Source organism: Pseudomonas fortuita, from assembly GCF_026898135.2.
Classification (GTDB): Bacteria; Pseudomonadota; Gammaproteobacteria; order Pseudomonadales; family Pseudomonadaceae; genus Aquipseudomonas; species Aquipseudomonas fortuita.
Genome location: NZ_CP114035.2, coordinates 5985665 through 6006301 on the forward strand (window position 1 = coordinate 5985665; position 20637 = coordinate 6006301).

Below are 20637 nucleotides of genomic sequence, written 5' to 3' on the forward strand. Positions count from 1 at the left end.
AACCGTGCAATGGAAGACCTTGTGACTGGACCGACTCCACTGGACAAGCGCTGGCTCACCGAAGCGGTACGCCTGCGCGAGGAACACGCCGGCCCCCTGGAGGACCAGGAAGCCAACCGTCGCGCCCGCCAATTGGGCGGCGACCTGGCGGCCCGCATCGAAACCCGTGCACTGTTCCTGGCCGAACGCGATGGCATGAGCACCGCCCTGCGCCACTGGAAGCAAGGCGCGCGCCTGGCGCTGCTGGCCTTGCTGCTGATGGCCGTGCTCAGCGGCGCGGGCCTGGCCCTGGCCGCCCTGGGCGACGGGCAGCGGCCGGTGAACGTGTTCTGGGCCCTGGGCAGCCTGCTCGGGCTGAACCTGCTGATGCTGCTGGGCTGGGCCATCGGTTTTGCCGTAAGCGGCGAGCATGGCGCAGGGCTGGGCCGCTTGTGGCTATGGCTGAGTGAACGCTTTGCTCGCGATGCCAAGGCCGCACACCTGGCACCTGCGCTGCTTGTGCTGCTGCAACGCCAACGCCTGAACCGCTGGCTGCTCGGCCTGCTGGTGCATGGCCTGTGGCTGCTGGCCATGCTCACCGCCCTGGGCATGCTGCTGGCCTTGCTGGCGACCCGGCGCTATGGCTTTGTCTGGGAAACCACGCTGCTTGCCGCCGACCCGTTCATCCACCTGACCCAAGCCCTGGGCGCCCTGCCTTCGCTGCTGGGCTTTGCCGTGCCTGACGAAGCCATGATCCGCGCCAGCGGCGACACCTTGCCGGCCCTGGAGCAAGCCCGACAGGCCTGGGCCAGCTGGTTGCTGGGGGTGGTGCTGGTGTATGGCCTGTTACCACGCCTGGTACTGGCTGCATTGTGCCTGTGGCGCTGGCGCCAAGGCCGCGAGCGCCTGGCACTGGACTTGAGCCTGCCCGGCTACGCGCAACTGCGTGATGCACTGATGCCGCGCAGCGAACGCATCGGCGTGCAGGATGCCGCGCCCGAGGCCCTGCCACAGTTTCCCGCCGGCCAGCTGGAAAGCGGCAGCAGCGGTGCCCTGCTGGTGGGCCTGGAACTGGACGACCAGCGCCCCTGGCCGCCCGCCCTGCCGAACAGCGTGATCGATGCTGGCGTGCTCGACAGCCGCGAATCGCGCAACAGGCTGCTCGAACAACTCAGCCGCTTCCCCCCGGCACGCCTGGCCATCGCCTGCGACCCCCGGCGCTCGCCCGACCGCGGCAGCCTGGCGTTGCTCGCCGAACTGGCGCGCAATGCCGGCGCAACCCGTATCTGGCTACTGCAGTCCGCACCCGGCCAGGCTGTTGATGCCCAGCGCCTGGGCGATTGGCACGAAGCCCTCGACCGCCTTGGCCTGCAGCACGCCGACACCTCACCACTGACCTGGCTGGAGCATGGCCATGACTGAGCCACTGAAACTGGCCGTGGTCGGCCATACCAACGTCGGCAAGACCTCGCTGCTGCGCACGCTGACCCGCGACGTAAGCTTTGGCGAAGTGTCCCACCGCCCCAGCACCACCCGCCATGTAGAAGGTGCGCGCTTGTCGGTGGACGGCGAACCCTTGCTGGAGTTGTACGACACCCCGGGCCTGGAGGACGCCATTGCCCTGCTCGACTACCTGGAGCGGCTGGAGCGCCCGGGCGAGCGCCTGGACGGCCCGGCCCGCCTGGAGCGCTTTCTGCAAGGCAGCGAGGCGCGCCAGCGCTTCGAGCAGGAGGCCAAGGTGCTGCGCCAGTTGCTGGCCAGCGATGCCGGCCTATATGTAATCGACGCCCGCGAGCCGGTGCTGGCCAAGTACCGCGACGAACTGGAAGTGCTGGCCAGCTGCGGCAAGCCGTTGCTGCCGGTGCTCAACTTCGTCGCCAGCCACCAGCACCGCGAGCCGCAATGGCGTGAAGCCCTTGCCCGGCTTGGGCTTCACGCGTTGGTGCGGTTCGACAGCGTGGCCCCGCCCGAGGATGGCGAGCGCCGCTTATATGAAAGCCTGGCCCTGCTGCTGGAGGATGCTCGCCCGGCCCTGCAGCGGCTGATCGACGACCAGCAGGCACAGCGCCTGGCCCGCCAGCACAGTGGCAAGCGGCTGATTGCCGAGTTGCTGCTGGACTGCGCCGCCTGCCGGCGTAGCGTCGAGGCCGAGCCAGCGGCCGAAGCCAAGGCCATAGAGGCACTGCGCCAGGACATACGCCAACGTGAACAGCGTTGCGTCGAAGCCCTGCTCAAGCTGTATGCCTTCCGCCGCGAGGATGCCCATGCCAGCGACCTGCCGTTGCTCGATGGCCGCTGGGGCGATGACCTGTTCAATCCTGAAACCCTGAAGCTGCTGGGCGTGCGCCTGGGCAGCGGCGTGGCGGCCGGCGCTGCAGCCGGCGCCGGGGTCGATCTGCTGGTCGGCGGGCTTACCCTCGGCGCGGCAGCGCTGGCCGGGGCGATTGCCGGTGGTGCGCTGCAGACGGCGCGTAACTATGGCTCACGGTTGATGGGCAAGCTCAAGGGCAAACGCGAGCTGACCGTGGACGACACGGTATTGCGCCTGCTGGCTTTGCGTCAGCAGCAGTTGATGATGGCGCTGGATAACCGCGGGCATGCGGCGCAAGACAGCATCAGGCTGGGTGAGCTGGATGAAAAGGCATGGCGCGAGGGCAAGTTGCCAGAAGCACTGGTGAAGGCGCGGGCGCACCCACAGTGGTCCACCCTCAACCCCGGGGCGAAGCTGAATCAGGCTGAGCGGCAGGAACAGTTGGAGGCATTGGTTTCACAGATCTGAGCCCGCAGGGTCTGGCCTCTTCGCGGGCAAGCTCGCTTCCACAGGGATAGCGCAGTTTTTTAGGCGTGTGCGGTCTCTGTGGGAGATTCTATGGTTTCTGGCAAATTGCATTAGGGCCGCCAGGCGTTTGCCTATGCATTTCCATCGCCTGTGAGATCGAGCGCCGCCCGCGCGGCGCTTCGCGGGGCAAGCCCGCTCCCACATTTGTTGCAACGTGCCAAACCTATCAGGCCATAGTTGTAAGCCTTGTTGGCTTGACGCGATTACTTGGCTGCCGCCGCCGCCGCCCCGCCCTGTTTCAAGACATGCACCAAGGCTGACAACGCCGCTTCCACAGGCATGGCCACGTTGCAACAAATGTGGGAGCGGGCTTGCCCCGCGAAGCGCCGCGCGGGCGGCGCTCGATCTCATAGGCGCCACACCACACAAGCCATACCCCTGCCAGCCCTCACTCAATCACTGCTGGGCCACCTTCTCCGACTTGCCGTCGTAGCGCTTGCGCCACTCGGCCAGAATCTGGTCACGGTTCTTCGATGCCCAGGCAAAGTCGTTCTTGATCAGGCGCTGTTCATAGTCCGCCGGTAGCTCGGTCTGTGGCTTGGCAATACCCGGCGCGGCCAGCACGGCGAAGTTTTCCTTGTACAGCTCCATCGCCGCCGGGCTGGCCGAGAAATCAGCCAGGCGCTTGGCCGCATCCGCCTTGGGCGAGCCTTTGATCACAGCAGTCGCCTCGATCTCCCAGCCCAGGCCTTCCTTCGGCAACACGATGTCCAGCGGCGCGCCCTGGCGCTTCAGTTGCACAGCCGGGTATTCGAACGAGATACCGATCGGGAACTCGCCCGCAGCCGCCAGCTTGCATGGCTTGGAGCCGGAGTGAACATACTGGCCGATATTCTGGTGCAGTGCGTCCATGTAGGCCCAGCCTTGCGGCTCACCAAAGGTCTGCAACCAGGCACTCACATCAAGGAAGCCGGTACCCGACGAGGCCGGGTTCGGCATGACGATCTTGCCCTTGTACTCAGGCTTGGTCAGGTCCTGCCAGCTCACCGGCTTGCTCAGGCCCTGCTTCTCGGCCTCGATGGTATTAAAGCAGATGGTTGCGGCCCACACGTCCATGCCCACCCACGCCGGCGGGTTGGCAGCGTCCCGGTAGTTGCCGGAGATCTTGCCCAGGTCCTTGGGTGCGTAGGCTTCAAGCATGCCGTTCTGGTCGAGAATGGCCAGGCTGGACGCTGCCAGGCCCCATACCGCGTCGGCTTGCGGGCGGTCTTTCTCGGCCAGCAGCTTGGCAGTGATGATGCCGGTGGAATCGCGTACCCACTTGATCTCGATGTCCGGGTTGGCCTTCTCGAAGGCCTGCTTGTAGCTCTTCAACTGCTCGGCTTCCAGTGCGGTGTAGACCGTCAGCTGGGTACCGGCGGCCGAAGCCTGCAGGCTGAACACGCTGCAAACAGCAGCGGCAAGTGCAAGGTGCTTGTACATGGATAGGTTCCTTACAGGTCAGACGGTCGCGGCGCGTTGGCGCCAGGCTTGGGAGCGGCGCAGCAGGCCGCGTGAGGCTGCGGCCAGCAGCAGTGAAGCGCCGGCACTGGTCAGCAGGATCAGGGTGGACATGGCAGCAGCACCGCCAACGTTGCCGGCATCGTCCATATTCAGCACGGCAACGGCAGCCAGGATGGTGTCGGGGCTGTACAGGAAGATCGCCGCAGACACCGTGGTCATCGCCGAAACGAACAGGTAGCGGATGATGTCCAGCAGCGCTGGCAGGCAGATAGGCACTGTGACCCGCACGAAGTGCTTGTACAGCGGCGCCTTCAACGAGAGCGCCGCGGCCTCGAACTCGCCATCAAGCTGGCGCAGCGCGGTGGTTGCGGTCATCTGCGCGGTGGTCAGGTAATGGGCGATGGTGCACACCACCAACAGCCCCATGCTGCCGTACAGCACATGCAGCGGGTTGCCGTTCAGGTTGAAGAAGAAGACGTAGCCCAGGCCCAGCACCAGGCCCGGCACGGCCATGGGGATAAAACTGAGCAGGCGCAGCACCTGGTTGAGCAGGCGCTGCCCTTGGGTCTTCTCCATCAGGTAGGCACCGGTGAAAATCACGATGCTGCCGATCAGCGCGGTGCCGATGGCCATGGTCACGCTGTTGCGGTAGGCCAGCCAGCCGCCACCGGCGGTGTCTTCGAACATGTAGTGACGCAGCGACAACGAAAGGTTGTATGGCCAGAAAGTGACCAGCGACGAATACACCGCCATGCCGATCATCAGCAGCAATGCCGCACACACCAGCAGCACGAGGGCCAGGAAGCAGGCATCGCGGCCACGCGATGGCTTGGGTTCGAACACCTGGGCGCGGCCGCTCATGGCGTCGCCCTGGCGCCGGCGCAGCCAGGCGTCGACGCTGAAGCTGAACAGGGCCGGCAACAGCAGCACCATGCCGATTAGCGCACCACGGCCGAACTGTTGCTGGCCGACCACCGCCTTGTAGGCCTCCAGCGCCAGCACCTGATAGTCGCCACCGACCACCACCGGCACACCGAAGTCGGTGATGGTCAGGGTGAACACCAGGCAGAACGCCGCAAACACCGCCTGGCGCGTGGCCGGCCAGGTGATGCTGGTGAACGCCCGACCTGGGCCGGCGCCCATGCTGGAGGCAGCATCGAACAGCCGAGCATCGGCCAGCGACAGCGCCGACAGCAGGATCATCAGCGCATGCGGGAAGGTGTAGATGGCCTCCCCCAGCACGATGCCCCAGAAGCCGTAGATGTTGTCGCTGAGCAACCCGCGTAGCAGCCCTTGGTTACCGAACAGGTAGACCAAAGCGATGGCCGGCAGCATCGACGGGGCAAGCAGCGGCAGCAGCGAAATCCCCCGCCACAGGCCCTTGGCCGGGATCAGCGTACGTTGCAGGGCATAGGCAAACAGGTAGGCCAACGGCACCACGATGGCCGCAACGGTGAAAGCCACCGACAGGCTGTTGCCGAGCAACCAGTGGAAGTTGTCGCTGGCGAACAGCTCCCGGGCTGCCAACAAGCCGCCACCCTGGCCCGCGTCCGCGCTGAAGCCACGCCAGAAGATCGCCAGCAGCGGCATCAGCACGGCCAGCACCAACAGGATCAGCAGCAGGCTCTTGCCGCCGACGACGAACAACCGGTCGCCCAAGGCAACGCCAGCACGCGGCGCGGCTTTGGCCTGGCTCAGCGGCAAGGACATTGGCGCGGCCATCTCAGGCAAACACCTGCAGGCTCTGCGGTGGCAATGCCACCCAGATGTCCTGCGAACCCAGGCGCGGCATGGCCTCGGGGGCCAGCTCGGCCAGCAGGGCATGGCCTGGCAGGGCCTTGAGTTCAAAACTCATGCGGCAGCGGTTACCGAGAAAGGTGATTTCGCGGACCATAGCCGGGAACAGGTTTTCTTCGTGTACCACCGGGTTGACCGTGATCGCCTCCGGGCGACAGAACAGCCGGCCGCTGCTGGCCTGGGCCGACCCCGGCGCCAGGCGCATGTTCATGCCGCCAACCTGGGCATGGCTGTCGCCGCTGCGCTGGAACGGCAGCCAGTTGCCCTGGCCGACGAACTCGGCAACGAACGGCGTGGCCGGCTGGTCGTAGATTTCCTGCGGGGTGGCGTACTGCTCGACCTGGCCGTTGTTCATCACCGCAATGCGGTCGGCCATCAGCATGGCTTCGTCCTGGTTGTGGGTCACCATCAAGGTGGTGATGCCCAGCTGGCGTTGCAGCTGGCGCAGCTCGGTGCACAGGTGCTCACGCACCCGGGCGTCCAGCGCCGACATCGGCTCGTCGAGCAGTAGCAGGGATGGCGACGGCGCCAGCGCACGGGCCAGGGCCACACGTTGCTGCTGGCCACCAGAGAGCTGGCCAGGGTATTTCTTCTCGCTGCCAGAAAGGCCTACCAGTTCGAGCATTTCAGCCACCCGCTGGCGGGCCTGCTCGCGGCCACTGCCGGTCAGGCCGTAGGCGATGTTGGCTTCGACGGTCAGGTTGGGGAACAGCGCGTAGGACTGGAACAGGATGCCGTAGTCACGGGCCTGGGGCGGCAGCTCGGAGATATCGCGCTCGCCGATATACAGCGTGCCGCGGTCCTGGCGCTCCAGGCCGGCGATGCAGCGCAACAGCGTGGTCTTGCCACAGCCGGACGGGCCGAGCAGGCACACCAGTTCGCCGGCGGCGATGTCCAGCGAGACATCGTTGAGCGCCGTAAAGGCACCGAAGCGCTTGTGGATGTTGCGCACTTTCATCTGTGCGCCGGGGGTGGTGTGGTTCATGGCAGGGCCTCATCGAAGAGATGGGGCCATGCTAGGAAGGCTGTGCGAAGGTTCTGTGGCTTTGAGGCAAAAGCCGGTGATAGTGGTATAGGCAGATTTTGTATTGGCCTGTGGGGGCCTCTTCGCGGGCTTGCCCGCGAAGAAGCCAACACAGGTCTAGAAATGCGAACCGGCCACTTCTTGCGCTACACCCAGGAACGCGGCCGGCAACCTGGCCTGGCGCCGTTCCTTCAGGCAATACAGGTATTCATGCATCACCGGCGCATTCTCCAGCACGAGCACCCGCAGTTCGGGGTTGTGCGGCACCTCATGGCGGGCAATCACGCTGATGCCGATGTTGCGCAGCACCGCTTCGCGGATCGACTCGCGGCTGCCGATTTCCAGCAAGGCCCCGGCCGTCACCCCGGCCTCCTGCATCATCTGCTCGGTCAGCTTGCGCGTGGTCGAGCCCTTTTCGCGCATCAACAGGCAATGCCCGGCCACCACATCGATGGACACGGTCTGGCGGTGGGCCAACGGGTGGTTGCGGTGCACCGCTACCACCAGCGGATCGGTGCCCAGCACCCGCCGCACCAGCCGGGCGTCCTCCAGCAGCTGCGACGAAGCGGCGATATCCACCCGGTAGTCTTCGAGCATTTCCAGCACCTGCTGCGAGTTGCCGATCTCCACCGCTACATCCACCTGCGGCAAGCGCTCGCGGTAGATCTTCACCAGGTCGAGAATGTAGTAAGGCGCCGTGGCGGCGATGCGCAAGCTGCCTTGGGCCTGGCCGCTGTTGCGCAGCTCGAACTCGATGTCGGCCTCCTGTTGCAACAGCGCCTTGACCATCGGCAGCAGTCGCACGCCCTCTTCGCTCAACACCAAGCGCCGCCCGCCACGGTAGAACAGCTCGACCGTGTAGTGGCTTTCCAGGTTGCGGATCTGCGTGGTCACCGTGGGCTGGCTGAGCCCGAGCTTCTTTGCCGCCAGGGTGATGCTGCCCAGGCGGGCCACCATGTAAAAGGCTTTAAGCTCCGAACTCAGCATGCACGTCCTCTATTTGCGCAAAAGGCGCAAGCCGTTGAACACCACCAGCAGGCTCACGCCCAGGTCGGCGAACACCGCCATCCACAGGGTGGCCATGCCGGCAAAGGTAATCGCCAGGAATATCGCCTTGACGCCCAACGCCAGAACGATGTTCTGCATGAGGATCGCCGCACTTTGGCGCGACAGCCTGACGAAGGCCGGGATTTTCCGCAAGTCGTCGTCCATCAGTGCCACATCGGCGGTTTCGATGGCGGTGTCGGTGCCGGCAGCGGCCATGGCAAAACCGATCTCGGCACGGGCCAGGGCCGGGGCATCGTTGATGCCGTCACCGACCATGCCCACCCGATGGCCCTGTGCGTACAAGGCTTCGATGGTTTTCAGTTTGTCGGCAGGCAGCAGGTTGCCCTCCGCGCGGTCGATACCCACCACGGCGGCGATGGCCTGCGCGGTATGCGGATTATCACCGGTCAGCATGACAGTCTTGATGCCCAGCTCATGCAGCTCGGCAATGGCCTGGCGGCTGCTGTCCTTGACCGTATCGGCCACTGCAAAAAGGGCCAGCGGGCCACTGCGGTCAAGCAGCAGGACCACGGTCTTGCCCTGGCGCTCCAGCGCATCCAGCTGGGCTTCCAGCTCGGGTGAGCACAGCCCCAGTTCTTCCACCAGGCGGTGGTTGCCCAGGTGGTAGACCTCGCCAGCGATGGTGCCACGCACGCCGCGCCCGGCCAGGGCAGCGAAGTCATCGACCTCGCTCAAGGCCAGGCCTTGCGCCTTGCCGAACTGGGCAATGGCGCGGGAAACCGGGTGGTCCGAACGTTCGCCCAAGCTAGCAGCCAGGGCTTGCGCACGGCCTTCGAACACCGGCTCCAGTACTTTGGCGTCGGTCTGTACCGGCTTGCCGTGGGTGATGGTGCCGGTCTTGTCCAGGGCCAGGTAATCCAGGTGGCGGCCGCCTTCCAGGTACACACCGCCCTTGATCAGGATGCCTTTGCGCGCAGCAGCGGCCAGCCCGCTGACGATGGTCACCGGGGTCGAGATGACCAGGGCGCACGGGCACGCGACCACCAGCAGCACCAGGGCGCGGTACACCCAGTCGAACCAGCTTGCGGCCATGAACAGCGGCGGGATCACCGCCACGGCCAGGGCGATGGCAAACACCACCGGGGTATAGATACGCGAAAACTGGTCGACGAAGCGCTGGGTAGGCGCCCGCGCGCCTTGCGCTTCCTCCACGGCCTTGATGATCCGCGCCAGGGTCGATTGGCCCGCGCCAGCGGTAACGCGAAACTCCAGCGCACCCGCCTGGTTGATGGTGCCGGCGAACAGTTTGTCGCCTACGGCCTTCTCCACAGGCAAGCTTTCGCCGGTGATCGGCGCCTGATCGACGCTGGATTGCCCACTGGTCACTTCGCCATCCAGGCCGATGCGCTCGCCGGGGCGCACCCGCACCAACGCGCCGACGGCCACTTCGCGCACTTCCACTTCGCGCCATTGGCCATCTGCCTGCTGCACCGTGGCCATGTCCGGGGTCAGCTGCATCAGCCCGCTGATGGCATTGCGTGCGCGGTCCAGCGAGCGTGCTTCGATCAGCTCGGCAACGGTAAACAGCACCATCACCATGGCCGCTTCCGGCCACTGGCCGATCAGCACAGCACCGGTGACGGCGATGCTCATCAGCGCGTTGATGTTGAGGTTGCGGTTTTTCAGGGCAATCCAGCCCTTCTTGTAGGTGCCCAGGCCGCAACCAAGAATGGCTGCCAGCGCCAATGCCGCCACCAGCCACTCCGGCGCCAGCGACGCAAAGTGCACGATTTCGGCGGCGATGGCGGCAACACCCGACAATGCCAGCGGCCACCAGCGGGTCTTGGCCGGTTGGGGCGCGGCGGCGGTACTGTCGCCTTCGGCACCAAGCGGCTCGGCCTTCATGCCCAGGCTGTCGATGGCACGCTCGATGTCGCCAGTGCCGTCCAATGTATGGCGCACGCCCAGTACGCGGTTGATCAGGTTGAATTCCAGCTGCTCGATACCGGCCAGCTTGCCCAGCTTGTCCTGAATCAGGGTCTGCTCGGTCGGGCAGTCCATGGCGTCGATGCGGAAGCGGCTGAGCTGTGCCTGGGCACTGGCCGTTTCAGTCAGCTGCACCAGCGCCGGCGCGGCTTTGGCCCCGCAGCAGCTGTGGCCGTGGGCGGCGTGCCCATGGTCGTCATCGCCATGGGCGTCATCGTGCGGATGCTTGTGTTCGTGGCTGACAGGCTGGTTCATGGGGTCGTCCTTAAAGTGAGCCTGTTGCCAAGTGAACACCCTGTAGCCACTATAGGGTCAAGCCACTTGCTGGAGATTTCGTGATGAAGATCGGAGAACTGGCCAAAGCCACCGACTGCGCGGTGGAAACCATTCGCTACTACGAGCGTGAAAACCTGCTGCCCCAGCCTGCCCGTACAGAAGGCAACTACCGGCTGTATACCCAGGCCCACGTGGAACGGCTGACCTTCATCCGCAACTGCCGCACCCTGGACATGACCCTGGACGAAATCCGCAGCCTGCTACGCCTGCGCGACAGCCCCGACGACTCGTGCGGCAGCGTCAATGCGCTGATCGACGAACATATCGAGCATGTGCAGGCGCGGATCGATGGCTTGGTGGCTTTGCAGGAGCAGCTGGTGGAACTGCGGCGGCGCTGCAACGCGCAGGGGAGCGAATGCGCGATCTTGCAGCAACTGGAGACGAACGGGGCGGTATCGGTGCCGGACACCGAGCATTCGCATGTGGGGCGCAGTCACGGGCATTGAGCCAAAAGCTTCGCGGGTGAACCCGCGAAGAGGCCAGTTCAAACAATGGAGATCTATCAGACCGCCATCGGCGCTGTCATCGGCGCATGGTGCTCATAGCCTTCCAGCCAGAAATCACTCGGCTCGATCTTCTCCAGCCACTCCGGCTCATACTTGCCCGTCTCGGCAAACGCCGGCACGCGGTCGCTGATCACCAGCTTCGGCGCTTCCAGCGGCTCGCGCTTGAGCTGCTCGTTCAGCATGTCCAGGTGGTTTTCATACACATGGGCATCGCCAATGAAGTAGGTGAACCAGCGTGGGGTGTAACCGGTCAGGCGGCCGAACAGCGACAGCAGCGCCGCGCCTTCGGTGAGGTTGAACGGTGTCCCCAGGCCCTTCCTCCGACGTCTTTTTTGCACCAGCAGCCGCAATTCGTGGGCTGCACGGGAGAACACCCTGTGTGCATTTATAATCATGCACACTTCGCAACAGACTGTCTACATTTCTCTCAATAAGTCAGCGGGTTAGATCTTTCAGACCGCAGCTCGTCTGGGCTTAGGCCGCTTCGCTGGCCAGTTTGTATTATCATCGTGCCAGCACTGGATTGCGTAACGGTACAAATGATGAAAATTGACGTAATGATGAGGGACATCCGAGTCATCCCTCTGGACAAAATCAAGCTTGACCAAGAGAACGTCCGCTTCGGCAACGACGTCGCGCAGAACCAGCGCGAGGCGATCAAGCTCATGCTGTCCGCGCCGGAGGATGCGAAGAAGCTGCTTCGCCTAGCCGAACACATCGCTGAGCACGGCCTGGATCCGACTGAACTCCAGCTCGTGACCCCCGATGATGATGGCAACTTCATTGTTCTGGAAGGCAACCGCCGCCTCACGGCACTGAAGCTTCTGCAACGGCCTGACCTCTGCCCTTCAGATCGCGGCTATAAAGGCTTCCTGAAAGCCCATAACTCTCTGGCGAATGGTGTTCCTGAAGGCTTGCAGTGCAGCGTTGTAGCATCGCGTGTCGATGGCGACATGTGGATTGAGCTGAAACATACCGGCGAGAATCGTGGTGTAGGCCGAGTAGGCTGGGATAGTGACATCAGAGACGAGCGACGGGCCCGTACTACCGGTATTGAATCCATCGGCCGTCAAGTTCGTAACTTGATTACTGAAAACCAACACATCTTCTCCAGCAAAGCGGAACTCGACGTGTTCGAGGTCGACGTTACAACCCTTACACGTATTTTTTCTTCCAGCCTGGGGCAAAACACTTTCCGCTTGAAAGTCGAGAATAAGCTGCTTGTGCCACAGCTCCCACTCGAGCATATCGCTCCATCCCTGGAGTTTTTGCTGGATATGTTTGTGTCCCATGGATACAACGTGAACGATGTTCGCAAACATGAGAACCAAGTAATCACACTTGGCCACATCCCACCTGAGATTTTGCCACACAAGCTGGCGGAAGCTGCAAAAGTTAAACCCACCCCATCACCCAAGCCAACTCCAGAACCAACAAAGCCCGAAGTAAATCCAACTACCGAAGCGACCAAACAGGGCACTCTAGATGTCAATGGCCCGACTCCTGAGGGCACCCCGAGTGAGCCCAACGGAGGTAGCAACCAAGTTATTCCCCCTAATATTGGCGAGCCTACTGAAGGTAAAGGCGCCGAGCAGAAGAATGGAAATGATGGTATAGATACCAACACACCACCTGCACAGCCAGGCGTATCTCAAGCACCACAAGTTCCGGATGGCGGCGCAGCCGGAGGTATGCAGGACGGAAAACCCCAACCTGTTCCTGAGCCCCAGAAAGAGCCTGGAATCCGTGCAAAGCCACAAGTTCGCGCTCGAAAGTTTTTGACCCCATTCTCCTTGAAGATCACCAACTCGAGAATTAACTCGATCTACAATGAGCTGCGCACTGTACTGCGCGTTGACGAGTGCCCAAATGCGACCGCAATTACGTTCCGAGTGTTTATGGAAACGACGTGCGATGAGTACATCCAGCTTCAGAAAGATGCAGGCACGCCAATCAAACGCTGGGATACTAACCAAGAACTAAGAGGTGGCGGCAATGGCGACAAACTGGTTCTGAAGGTTCAGTCGGTCGTTAAACATCTAGAGGCGGAAAAACGTATGCCCGCACCGGCAGCTAAAGCCATCTTCAAACGTGCTAGCTCCTATGATCAGCCAGGGTCTATAGACCACTTCAACCTATTCGTTCACGGGGCGCATAGTATCCCTTTGCCATCAGAACTGAAGGACATTGCGGAAGAATATCGCCCAATGCTTGAAGCCATCTGGAGATGAGGCATTGGAAAATACCGTATTATGTGTTCTCATGTGCGGCTTGATAGGCTGGGATCGGATTCATGGGCGCTTCTAAGGTATTTTCCACTCCGCTACGCTACCCTGGTGGTAAAGGAAAATTTGCTCACTTCATTAAACGCATGTTTGAAGTGAACAACTTGCTGGACGGCCATTACGCCGAGCCATATGCAGGCGGCGCCGGAGTTGCTTTGGAGTTAATGTTCCATGAGTATGTTTCCGTTATTCACATCAACGACTTAGACCCAGCCATCCATGCCTTCTGGCAGTCGGTAGTTCATCACACCGATGAGATCAGCAAAGTCATCAGTGACACTCCAGTCACAATGGAAAACTGGCACAAGTTCAAAGCTGTGCTGGCCAATCCTCAAGACTGCTCTGTCGTTGATCTCGCCATGGCCACCTTCTTCCTCAATCGCACTAATCGATCTGGCATATTGAAGGCTGGAGTCATTGGCGGACAGGAGCAAGCAGGCAAATGGAAACTCGATGTACGATTTAATAAACCAGAACTTATCAAACGCATCGAGCTGATCGGAAAATTCAAGAATCGAATCAAAATCTATAATGAAGACGCACTAAACTTCATTAATAATGTAATCCCCACCCTCCCCAAGAAATCCCTCACTTATCTCGACCCGCCTTACTACATCAAGGGCTCCGGCCTGTATCGAAACTTCTACGTTCATGACGACCACGTCAAGATCGCCAAGGCACTTGGCGGCATCGATAAGCCGTGGATTGTTTCCTACGACAATGTGGACGAGATCAAAGAGATTTATGCCGATTACAGGCAAGACGAGTATTTCCTGAGCTATACCGCTCAAGAAAAGAGGAAGGGTTCGGAAGTGATGATTTACGGGCCTGGGATCACCGCCCCGGAGAGCGGCCTAAACCGCAAGGCGTCCTAGAACGGCAATAGGACAGTATGAGATAGCGAACCATATCCTGAATTGTCAGGGGTTCTCGCTCAGCAGGCATGTGGACTGAAAGGATTGGGCTCTCGGTCGTTGATGTCATCCCCTATCGTAAGCATTTAGCTGACTTTCTGTTCACATCCTTTTCACATGGCATGCGAGACAGTCAGCTATCCCTATGTGTGATAGAAGCTCCATTGCCCGCCTAGCAGCGGGCTTTCTTTTGTCTGCGAAAGCATTCTTGGCCGCGCTCGTCAATCTTCCTCCTGATGCCCCAGGGATTCGAACGTGGTGAGCTCATCGCAGCTCAGGCAGTGGTACATGCTGGACGCCTCTCGATACTGCATCCCACAGAAACTTCCGCAGAACGGGCAGCACTCATAATGCTCCAGATCTCCCCAATCCCAGACGCCGTGATACTCAGGGATTCCGTCTTGGTCATGGCCGATGATCTCGAAGGATTTACCAGAGAGCCCTGCGAAGCCATCAATGCCATGCCGCGCCAAAATTGGCAAAACGTCCGCTGGGTCGAGGTCGAACCATTCGCCGGAGCCTCGCTGCTGCGAGAACTCCTTGTGAAGGGACTTCTCCAGAGATGCATCGGCGCCTTCCTCCGTATGAATCCAGCCCAGCACGAGGAGCTTTCTGGGGTTGCCCGTTTGAAGAGCTTTTCTCCGCTGCTCAACGTCCTTGGCCCGGCCAATTTTCACGCTCTCGTTCGTGTCTTCGATGAAGAAATAGATCATCCCTGTGCACCTCTACCGTTCTAGGTACTTACCTTAGGCCATCCAGAGTTCGCCCATCTTTGTGGTAGAGCTCTCGCTCATCATCCTCCCGCGTACCTGATGGTGAGCAGATATCATTCATATTGATACGACTCGACACCGAGAACGCCATCCACAACATCCCTCATTGACCTCCCGGACAGGCTGACAGTCGAAAGGCCAGTAGCCCGTCAGAGGAGCCTGCCGAAGGCGGGAGCTACCCGAGCGTAATACCGAGGCGAACGTTTCCTAGCCCACGTGGGCCCTCATCGCTGGGATCCCCTGGCCACGCCTCCGTGGTCGTTCCATGCGGGGAGACCATATAAACAGCTTCCAAGGTAAGCCCTTCGCCTTGGAGCATCGACGGCATCATTCTGATAATGGGTGGTGGAACCCAGAAATGATCGTGAGTCGCGTACACCATGAGAATAACGCTGCCACCATAAAGCTTGCCGTTCTTCTTCTTGACCAGTTTCTTGAACAGATCTGCCAGTTCAGCGGCGTTCCAGCTACCGGTGGAATCTTTGTAGTGCCCGACCTCCTTTATGGGAGCAAATTCGGCGAGCTCAAGCCATTTCAACCCCAAGTCAGTTTCCACTGTGAAATCGAGATCGTTTTCCTCTTGAGCACGCAGATTTTCAAAGCGCCCAAATCGCTTGAAATGAGGCCGCATCCCTTGATTATCCGTGCAGAACATCTGAGCGAAGTGCAGCTCAATTTCGGGCTTTCCTGCGGGCAGCTCCTTCTCTACACATACAGCACCCGCGGGCCGATCTGCAACGTTAATGCAGTGCCTCGCGGCTTCTTTCGCTCACGCTTAGGTCGATCCATTCTTCCCCCTTGATCGTCACACGCTCATCTGTGCGTGAGTACGAATGATCACGCTCCCCAAGTATCATGCAGATGACGCCATAGAATACGCTCACCTTGAAGCTTGAAAAGGGCGGTCGAGATACGTGTGTTCACATCGTTGCCGGGTATCCGATGTATCTCTCGATAACTGATCAGCGCCCCCTCCGACCACTGAGCTAAGGTTTCCAGCTCGGCTAGCTCTATGGCCAACCCAGGCTGGCCACCTGCGCCTTGCGCGAACAGGGCCGCGCGCCCCTGCAGGGAGACCTGGATACCGGAAGGCGTGACAATGGAGAACTCCGGAGGCGAACCGCTCGATCATCGCCTCAACCTGGCCCTCTCCTCTGGCAAAGAGCGCCGCGATCAACACATGGAGGTCTTTGACTTCTTGCAGATAGGGGCTCACCACGTTCCGTCCCAAAGAGAGTGACCGGATCACAATTTCTCACTCCAGGGCCTCAGGTCAAGGTCAAGCGTCCAGGCACTGCGGTGCTGTTGATGTAGACTCCAGTAAAGCCTCCGCAATCGCATCCGTCCTAAGCATGCCGTCAGGGCCGCGTTGATCCCTCAACTCTGGTCGCATCGTGCACAAGGACACCTATGGCTTGACCGTGCAGATGGAACAGACTGAAGTTCCCTACCCTTTCCCAACAACGACGAAAAATATGCTTCGACTGGTCGGCACCTCGGACGACATCACTTCGGCCATCAATGCTTTCAGACCTTCATACCATGAAGATTTTGCGAACGTTCAACGGGTCGCTCGCCCCTATCTGAACGGCGATCCGACTCCTGAAAACTCAACAGCACTGGCTGTGGCACTCGCAACTGCACTTTGCCACTGGAGTGCATGCATGAGGAGAAGCCCCCGACTTCACTCCATCCAGCACATAAGCGATGGGCTGGCGGACAAGCAGATGCATACCCGCCTGGCCGAGCTTGGTCGTCACGATCTGGAGGCATTCAACCTAGATTCTGACAATTCGCGGATTCTGCGTACCAGCAGCCCAGTACAGGATGTACGAGCTTTTGACATAGGACTTATAGCGCTGCTGAACAACCTTGCAGAGCTGCTGTTCCTAAGCTGTACACGCGCCACTTACCCGATGAAGGCGCTACTGCTGATCACTGGCCTGATGCCGGCATTCGATAGCCAGGTTACCGATGGACTAAAACGAGCAGGAAAAACAGGCTTCAACAATCCTCATCATCTACCAACGAATACTAAATACGCTGGAGATCGAAGAATTTGTGAACTGCCTTTCTACTTGGGGAATTGCTGGAGCTTACATCGGGAAGACTTTCAGAAAGGGATTGAAAAAAGCTTGCGGAAAGAGCTGAAGGCGGCACCAGGTCGAGTTTTCGATATCCTGCTCTTCATGCAAGCAGATCCCAGTAGAAAACTGATTCTCGCCGTCTGACCATTCGCCGCCCCAATCGGCAGCGAGTGATGCCGCACTCCAAATTACGTGTAACCGAAGCCCTGCTAACTCACGCACGCCAAGATTCGACAACCTCAGCACCATGCTCAGCTTTCCATGCCTTCAAAACAGCGTGGTTACCGCCCTTGGTCTGCACGACCTCACCGTTGTGCGGGTTTCTGTAGACCTTGGCTTCGCGTGGCTTGCGAGCGGTCTTCTCCTGAGCCTGGGGAGCATGATGGCGAGTACCTGCTTGCGGGTCGAGGATGTAGATGACGTCCTTCAGGTTGAAGCCGTAGTCCGTGAGCAGGGCACGCAGTTTGTTCTCGAACTCCATTTCGGCTTGAATGGAGCCATCACTTTTCATGGCTTCCAGCTCGGCCAATTGCTGAGCAAGTTGCTGTTCGAGACGGCGGAATTCTGCGAGGCGTGACATTGTTGGCATCCTAGAGGGTTGGTCGGGTAAGAGTACATTTTGACGGGTGCAAGCGGCTACCTAGGCTGGAAATCCCAGCTAGAACAAGCTATTCACCTCAACAAACACCGAGCCCGTTTCAGCAGCTGCCCTCACCTTGCGGTCGATAACGTCGCCAAACGGTATCTGCTTATCGAGGGCATCGCGGATATCCTTGCCGGAGATGCATACCAGGCTTTTCCCGCGACCGAAAGCTTGCAACCCAACGTCAGTGAAGCCGTAGTAGCTAATGAAAACGCCCCGTGTCCAGGTCGCCTTTTCGCTGATCTTGCCCTGAAGGATGTGAAGTTCAGCCACTCCTACTGGATTAGTCACCCACTTCGCCTCGACGAGATAGATATCACCGCGACAGAGGAAGCTCCCATCGATCTGTTCCCCGGTGTTACGGAAAGGGGCACGAGGTTGCAGATTAGAGGCCTCAAACAGCTGCTGCAGGAACGTCTCAAATGCGTATCCACGTGCTTGAGGCTCTAGCTTATGAATACTCATCAAGTCCTGTTTCAGCTTGACCACCTGATCAATGCTGACTTTGCGAACTGCCGCAAATGGATCGCCTGCAACGCCGCTACTGGAGGTGCCCGATTCCAAATCCTGGATCAGGGTTAGAAAACGCCCCTCGGCATTCGCAACGGGATCATCTCGACCTTCGTGTAACAGGCGAGCCTGTCGATGTGCCCACACAGCCCTCAAAGCTCGTACACACGTCTGGGTATCTGCAAGGTTTAGGAAGCTGCGGAAACGCTTGGCCTTGGACGTACCATCGGCGGTGAAGAGTTGATCATCAATGTCGATCTCCAACTCCCCGAGGAAGAACCGGCTGAAGGTAGCGTTCGAAAAATCCAAAACGTACCCCCCTTCCATTTCGAAGAGGAGATCCAGAAGCTTCATATCAAACGCTTTTATCTTGGGCATGCCACGCGTCCTTGATCAAGCACAGCGAACCGAGCATACGACATCGCTGCGAAAGACCCAACGGGCCATTGCGCTCATCGACCACAGCCGGCAGCGACACTCAGATCGGTCTTATGAGCGAGTTCTACTCGGAGGAGAGGGAGGCAATGCTGCTATGCGTGGAGCAGAGCGTGCTCCCCCACTTTGTACCCACCTGCTTTCCAGGGGAGACAGAGAACGAGCAAGTCTTCAGGGATAGCTCGGTGGCTACATCCACCGCACCCCGGCAGTACGCATCCCCGCCATCGTAAAAGATGTGCAACTCGCCAAATTTGCTTTTGATCTGCGCAACGGTCACTGGAGTCAGCCACTGAAAAAATCTCCTCTGCGATCTCAGAGCCAAGGGGCTGGTGCGATCTTATCCATGAGTTGGAGTACCACCATTGCTATGACTTGAACCAGGACTTCCATAAACAGCTCAGCAATGATTTTCATCATGATGGCTCACCTTTCGATTCAGGCGCGGTAGCACCTGCTTTTTTTCTTGGAGGTTTAGGCGCTTTAGGTTTCGGCGCTCCTTCAGCCTCAGCTTTCGCTTTAGCGGCGGCCTCTGCCTCAGCTTTCTCTTTCGCAGCGGCGTCCTGGAGATCCCAAAGCTTCCTGATTTCAGCGATGTCGTTGCTGCCGCCGATGTCGGCCAAACGCTCTAGAAACCTTGAATACAGGTCATCAGTAACCAGATTCAATCTGCGCAATTTCTCTACGGCGGCGTTCGGATTCAGAAGGAGTACGTAGTGAAACTCACCAGAAGACCCTTTTTTCGTTGCGATGAAATCGTACTTCTTCAAGACCTTCATCCGCCGGCGCCAGGTGTCCACTGCCCGCGCACCGGTGAAGCCTGCCTCAGCTGCGAATGTGGCTTGGTTCTCAATGATCAAGAAAGGGTGATCGGGGGAGCGCGCCCAGAGACAAAATAGTGGGTGCCCAGCTGGATGACCCTTGATCTCATTGAGTGCCTGCATAGCTATCGGCAGAGTGCGTGGGATTGTGCTGTACCCATGGTTTTTCTTACGGTGCCATAGCCATGCCTCCGGGAAGCCTGGAAAGTGCACTTCCATGATGGCTGCTGCTTTCTCGGACATCTTCATTGCCCGTGCCTTGGATTGCTTAACGTTTGTCATGCCCGTCTCGGTTTAAGTTGTAGATGCCAGCAAATATCTACTATGCAGAGACAAAAAACCAACCGTCATTTAGCATTCTTAAGCGCAATTTCGTGTCACTGAGATGCATGCCTCGCAGGACTATGTCTAGTCTATATAGCCCAACTCAGTCACATGAGTAGCGGCTATTTAGCGCAAAATTTTCGCCAAGCCCCCCATATTCATTGGGCTCCAGCGTGATTCCGTGTGCTCCCGTGCTCGATGTACTCGCGTTCTCGGGTACTCCCGTGCTGTAGGGGTGATTGTAAAGAGGGGGCCTGATTCCCCCCCTGAAGCCTGAATTGGCGCTGCTATTTTTGGAGCACTGGGGAGTCCGGACGGCCGACTGGAGGTGGATTGTGCTAATTTCGGTGGCAATTCAGCACCGCGAAAAGGAAGCGAGGGATGAAGCTTTTCCTAGGCTGCGAATTAACGCAGCTCAATCTGAGCGCCAAGCTCATTTCCCTGGCGCTAGTAGCTGAGACCGGTCAGGAGTTTTACGTCGAGCCGAGGGATACCAACTCGAAGACTGCAGCGATTTCGTCATCCAGCACGTGCTTCCACAGCTTGATCTGCAACGCTATGGTTCCTCGCTGACCGATGCTCAAGTATCACTTTGACAATTCCTGAATAGCTTCAACGAACAGCTAGAGGTGTGCTCAGATGCGCCGCAGCGGGATTGGAATTTCTTCTGTCAGCTGGTGTGCGTAGAGCAGGCATGGCCTGACCACGTTGCGAGGCAACCGATTGATCTGATTCAGCTGCTCAAGCACTCGGATGCAGAGGTTGGTGCATCAGTCCCGGCTTTGCCACCGCCATGCCTTGCTTGATGCACGCCAAATTGCCGGCCTCTACCAGCGCCTCTCGTGACCTCTGAGGGCTTTTCAATGCCGGGCCAGGGGGCTGGTACAGAGAAGCCAATATCTTGGCTAAAAGAGGCCTCTGGCTAAG

The 20637-nt window shown here is 59.7% G+C and carries 17 protein-coding genes; 6 read left to right on the plus strand and 11 right to left on the minus strand.

What is annotated here, in order from left to right; genetic code table 11:
- Positions 1 to 9: 9 nt before the first annotated feature.
- Both OZ911_RS27295 and OZ911_RS27300 read left to right on the plus strand, forming a co-directional pair.
- On the plus strand, positions 10 to 1401 hold the full coding sequence (locus OZ911_RS27295; RefSeq protein ID WP_070086926.1) for a DUF2868 domain-containing protein: 1392 nt from the start codon (positions 10 to 12) through the stop codon (positions 1399 to 1401).
- Entirely contained in the window at positions 1394 to 2758 is a 1365-nt protein-coding gene (locus OZ911_RS27300) for a GTPase/DUF3482 domain-containing protein (protein WP_070086925.1), read from the plus strand. Before OZ911_RS27295 ends, OZ911_RS27300 begins: the two co-directional genes overlap by 8 nt.
- 456 nt (positions 2759 to 3214) lie before the next feature.
- Here OZ911_RS27300 and OZ911_RS27305 read toward each other — a convergent pair whose 3' ends face one another.
- From OZ911_RS27305 to OZ911_RS27325, 5 genes are all read right to left on the minus strand, one after another.
- Positions 3215 to 4240 carry a putative 2-aminoethylphosphonate ABC transporter substrate-binding protein gene (locus OZ911_RS27305; protein ID WP_023047212.1) on the minus strand — a complete coding sequence of 342 codons (1026 nt, stop codon included), beginning with the start codon at positions 4238 to 4240 and terminating at the stop codon, positions 3215 to 3217.
- Positions 4241 to 4258: 18 nt separating this feature from the next.
- Entirely contained in the window at positions 4259 to 5983 is a 1725-nt protein-coding gene (locus OZ911_RS27310; protein WP_023047213.1) for a putative 2-aminoethylphosphonate ABC transporter permease subunit, read from the minus strand.
- Position 5984: 1 nt separating this feature from the next.
- Entirely contained in the window at positions 5985 to 7043 is a 1059-nt protein-coding gene (locus OZ911_RS27315; protein WP_023047214.1) for a putative 2-aminoethylphosphonate ABC transporter ATP-binding protein, read from the minus strand.
- Positions 7044 to 7199: 156 nt separating this feature from the next.
- Positions 7200 to 8069 (minus strand): LysR family transcriptional regulator, encoded by an 870-nt coding sequence (locus OZ911_RS27320; protein WP_023047215.1) that lies wholly within the window; start codon positions 8067 to 8069, stop codon positions 7200 to 7202.
- A 9-nt stretch (positions 8070 to 8078) separates the two neighbouring features.
- Positions 8079 to 10331 (minus strand): heavy metal translocating P-type ATPase, encoded by a 2253-nt coding sequence (locus OZ911_RS27325; protein ID WP_070086860.1) that lies wholly within the window; start codon positions 10329 to 10331, stop codon positions 8079 to 8081.
- Positions 10332 to 10414: 83 nt separating this feature from the next.
- Here OZ911_RS27325 and cadR point away from each other — a divergent pair, with 83 nt between their 5' ends.
- On the plus strand, positions 10415 to 10858 hold the full coding sequence (cadR, locus tag OZ911_RS27330; RefSeq protein WP_023047216.1) for a cadmium resistance transcriptional regulator CadR: 444 nt from the start codon (positions 10415 to 10417) through the stop codon (positions 10856 to 10858).
- 56 nt (positions 10859 to 10914) lie between these two features.
- Here cadR and OZ911_RS27335 read toward each other — a convergent pair whose 3' ends face one another.
- Complete coding sequence (locus OZ911_RS27335) at positions 10915 to 11313, minus strand: thymidylate synthase (RefSeq protein WP_256550266.1); 399 nt, start codon at positions 11311 to 11313, stop codon at positions 10915 to 10917.
- A 147-nt stretch (positions 11314 to 11460) separates the two neighbouring features.
- On the opposite strand from OZ911_RS27335, the gene OZ911_RS27340 reads away from it, so the two are divergent.
- Both OZ911_RS27340 and OZ911_RS27345 read left to right on the plus strand, forming a co-directional pair.
- Entirely contained in the window at positions 11461 to 13149 is a 1689-nt protein-coding gene (locus OZ911_RS27340; protein WP_139138822.1) for a hypothetical protein, read from the plus strand.
- Positions 13150 to 13211: 62 nt separating this feature from the next.
- Entirely contained in the window at positions 13212 to 14078 is an 867-nt protein-coding gene (locus OZ911_RS27345; RefSeq protein ID WP_070086859.1) for a DNA adenine methylase, read from the plus strand.
- A 260-nt stretch (positions 14079 to 14338) separates the two neighbouring features.
- Here the strand turns inward: OZ911_RS27345 and OZ911_RS27350 are convergent, their stop codons facing one another.
- Together OZ911_RS27350 and OZ911_RS27355 are read right to left on the minus strand one after the other, a co-directional pair.
- Positions 14339 to 14830 (minus strand): GIY-YIG nuclease family protein, encoded by a 492-nt coding sequence (locus OZ911_RS27350; RefSeq protein ID WP_023047220.1) that lies wholly within the window; start codon positions 14828 to 14830, stop codon positions 14339 to 14341.
- Positions 14831 to 15065: 235 nt separating this feature from the next.
- Positions 15066 to 15521 carry a hypothetical protein gene (locus tag OZ911_RS27355; protein WP_134792746.1) on the minus strand — a complete coding sequence of 152 codons (456 nt, stop codon included), beginning with the start codon at positions 15519 to 15521 and terminating at the stop codon, positions 15066 to 15068.
- Positions 15522 to 16284: 763 nt separating this feature from the next.
- Between OZ911_RS27355 and OZ911_RS27365 the strand changes: the two genes are divergently transcribed.
- Positions 16285 to 17121: a hypothetical protein gene (locus tag OZ911_RS27365; RefSeq protein WP_158002879.1), complete on the plus strand. Its 837-nt coding sequence runs from the start codon at positions 16285 to 16287 to the stop codon at positions 17119 to 17121.
- Positions 17122 to 17191: 70 nt separating this feature from the next.
- Here the strand turns inward: OZ911_RS27365 and OZ911_RS27370 are convergent, their stop codons facing one another.
- From OZ911_RS27370 to OZ911_RS27380, 3 genes are all read right to left on the minus strand, one after another.
- A complete protein-coding gene (locus OZ911_RS27370) occupies positions 17192 to 17557 on the minus strand; it encodes a histone-like nucleoid-structuring protein, MvaT/MvaU family (RefSeq protein ID WP_023047224.1) in 366 nt (121 codons plus the stop codon).
- Between the two features lie 78 nt (positions 17558 to 17635).
- Positions 17636 to 18508 (minus strand): restriction endonuclease, encoded by an 873-nt coding sequence (locus OZ911_RS27375; protein ID WP_023047225.1) that lies wholly within the window; start codon positions 18506 to 18508, stop codon positions 17636 to 17638.
- A gap of 473 nt (positions 18509 to 18981) precedes the next feature.
- Positions 18982 to 19668, minus strand: a complete 687-nt coding sequence (locus OZ911_RS27380) for a hypothetical protein (RefSeq protein WP_175444038.1) — start codon at positions 19666 to 19668, stop codon at positions 18982 to 18984.
- Between the last annotated feature and the right edge of the window lie 969 nt (positions 19669 to 20637).

Bases quoted from the DNA above. Each gene is read 5' to 3' on its own strand.
- OZ911_RS27295 (WP_070086926.1), top strand. From the start codon at position 10: ATGGAAGACCTTGTGACTGGACCGACTCCACTGGACAAGCGCTGGCTC.
- OZ911_RS27300 (WP_070086925.1), top strand. From the start codon at position 1,394: ATGACTGAGCCACTGAAACTGGCCGTGGTCGGCCATACCAACGTCGGC.
- OZ911_RS27305 (WP_023047212.1), bottom strand. From the start codon at position 4,240: ATGTACAAGCACCTTGCACTTGCCGCTGCTGTTTGCAGCGTGTTCAGC.
- OZ911_RS27310 (WP_023047213.1), bottom strand. From the start codon at position 5,983: ATGGCCGCGCCAATGTCCTTGCCGCTGAGCCAGGCCAAAGCCGCGCCG.
- OZ911_RS27315 (WP_023047214.1), bottom strand. From the start codon at position 7,043: ATGAACCACACCACCCCCGGCGCACAGATGAAAGTGCGCAACATCCAC.
- OZ911_RS27320 (WP_023047215.1), bottom strand. From the start codon at position 8,069: ATGCTGAGTTCGGAGCTTAAAGCCTTTTACATGGTGGCCCGCCTGGGC.
- OZ911_RS27325 (WP_070086860.1), bottom strand. From the start codon at position 10,331: ATGAACCAGCCTGTCAGCCACGAACACAAGCATCCGCACGATGACGCC.
- cadR (WP_023047216.1), top strand. From the start codon at position 10,415: ATGAAGATCGGAGAACTGGCCAAAGCCACCGACTGCGCGGTGGAAACC.
- OZ911_RS27335 (WP_256550266.1), bottom strand. From the start codon at position 11,313: ATGATTATAAATGCACACAGGGTGTTCTCCCGTGCAGCCCACGAATTG.
- OZ911_RS27340 (WP_139138822.1), top strand. From the start codon at position 11,461: ATGAAAATTGACGTAATGATGAGGGACATCCGAGTCATCCCTCTGGAC.
- OZ911_RS27345 (WP_070086859.1), top strand. From the start codon at position 13,212: ATGGGCGCTTCTAAGGTATTTTCCACTCCGCTACGCTACCCTGGTGGT.
- OZ911_RS27350 (WP_023047220.1), bottom strand. From the start codon at position 14,830: ATGATCTATTTCTTCATCGAAGACACGAACGAGAGCGTGAAAATTGGC.
- OZ911_RS27355 (WP_134792746.1), bottom strand. From the start codon at position 15,521: ATGCGGCCTCATTTCAAGCGATTTGGGCGCTTTGAAAATCTGCGTGCT.
- OZ911_RS27370 (WP_023047224.1), bottom strand. From the start codon at position 17,557: ATGTCACGCCTCGCAGAATTCCGCCGTCTCGAACAGCAACTTGCTCAG.
- OZ911_RS27375 (WP_023047225.1), bottom strand. From the start codon at position 18,508: ATGCCCAAGATAAAAGCGTTTGATATGAAGCTTCTGGATCTCCTCTTC.
- OZ911_RS27380 (WP_175444038.1), bottom strand. From the start codon at position 19,668: ATGACAAACGTTAAGCAATCCAAGGCACGGGCAATGAAGATGTCCGAG.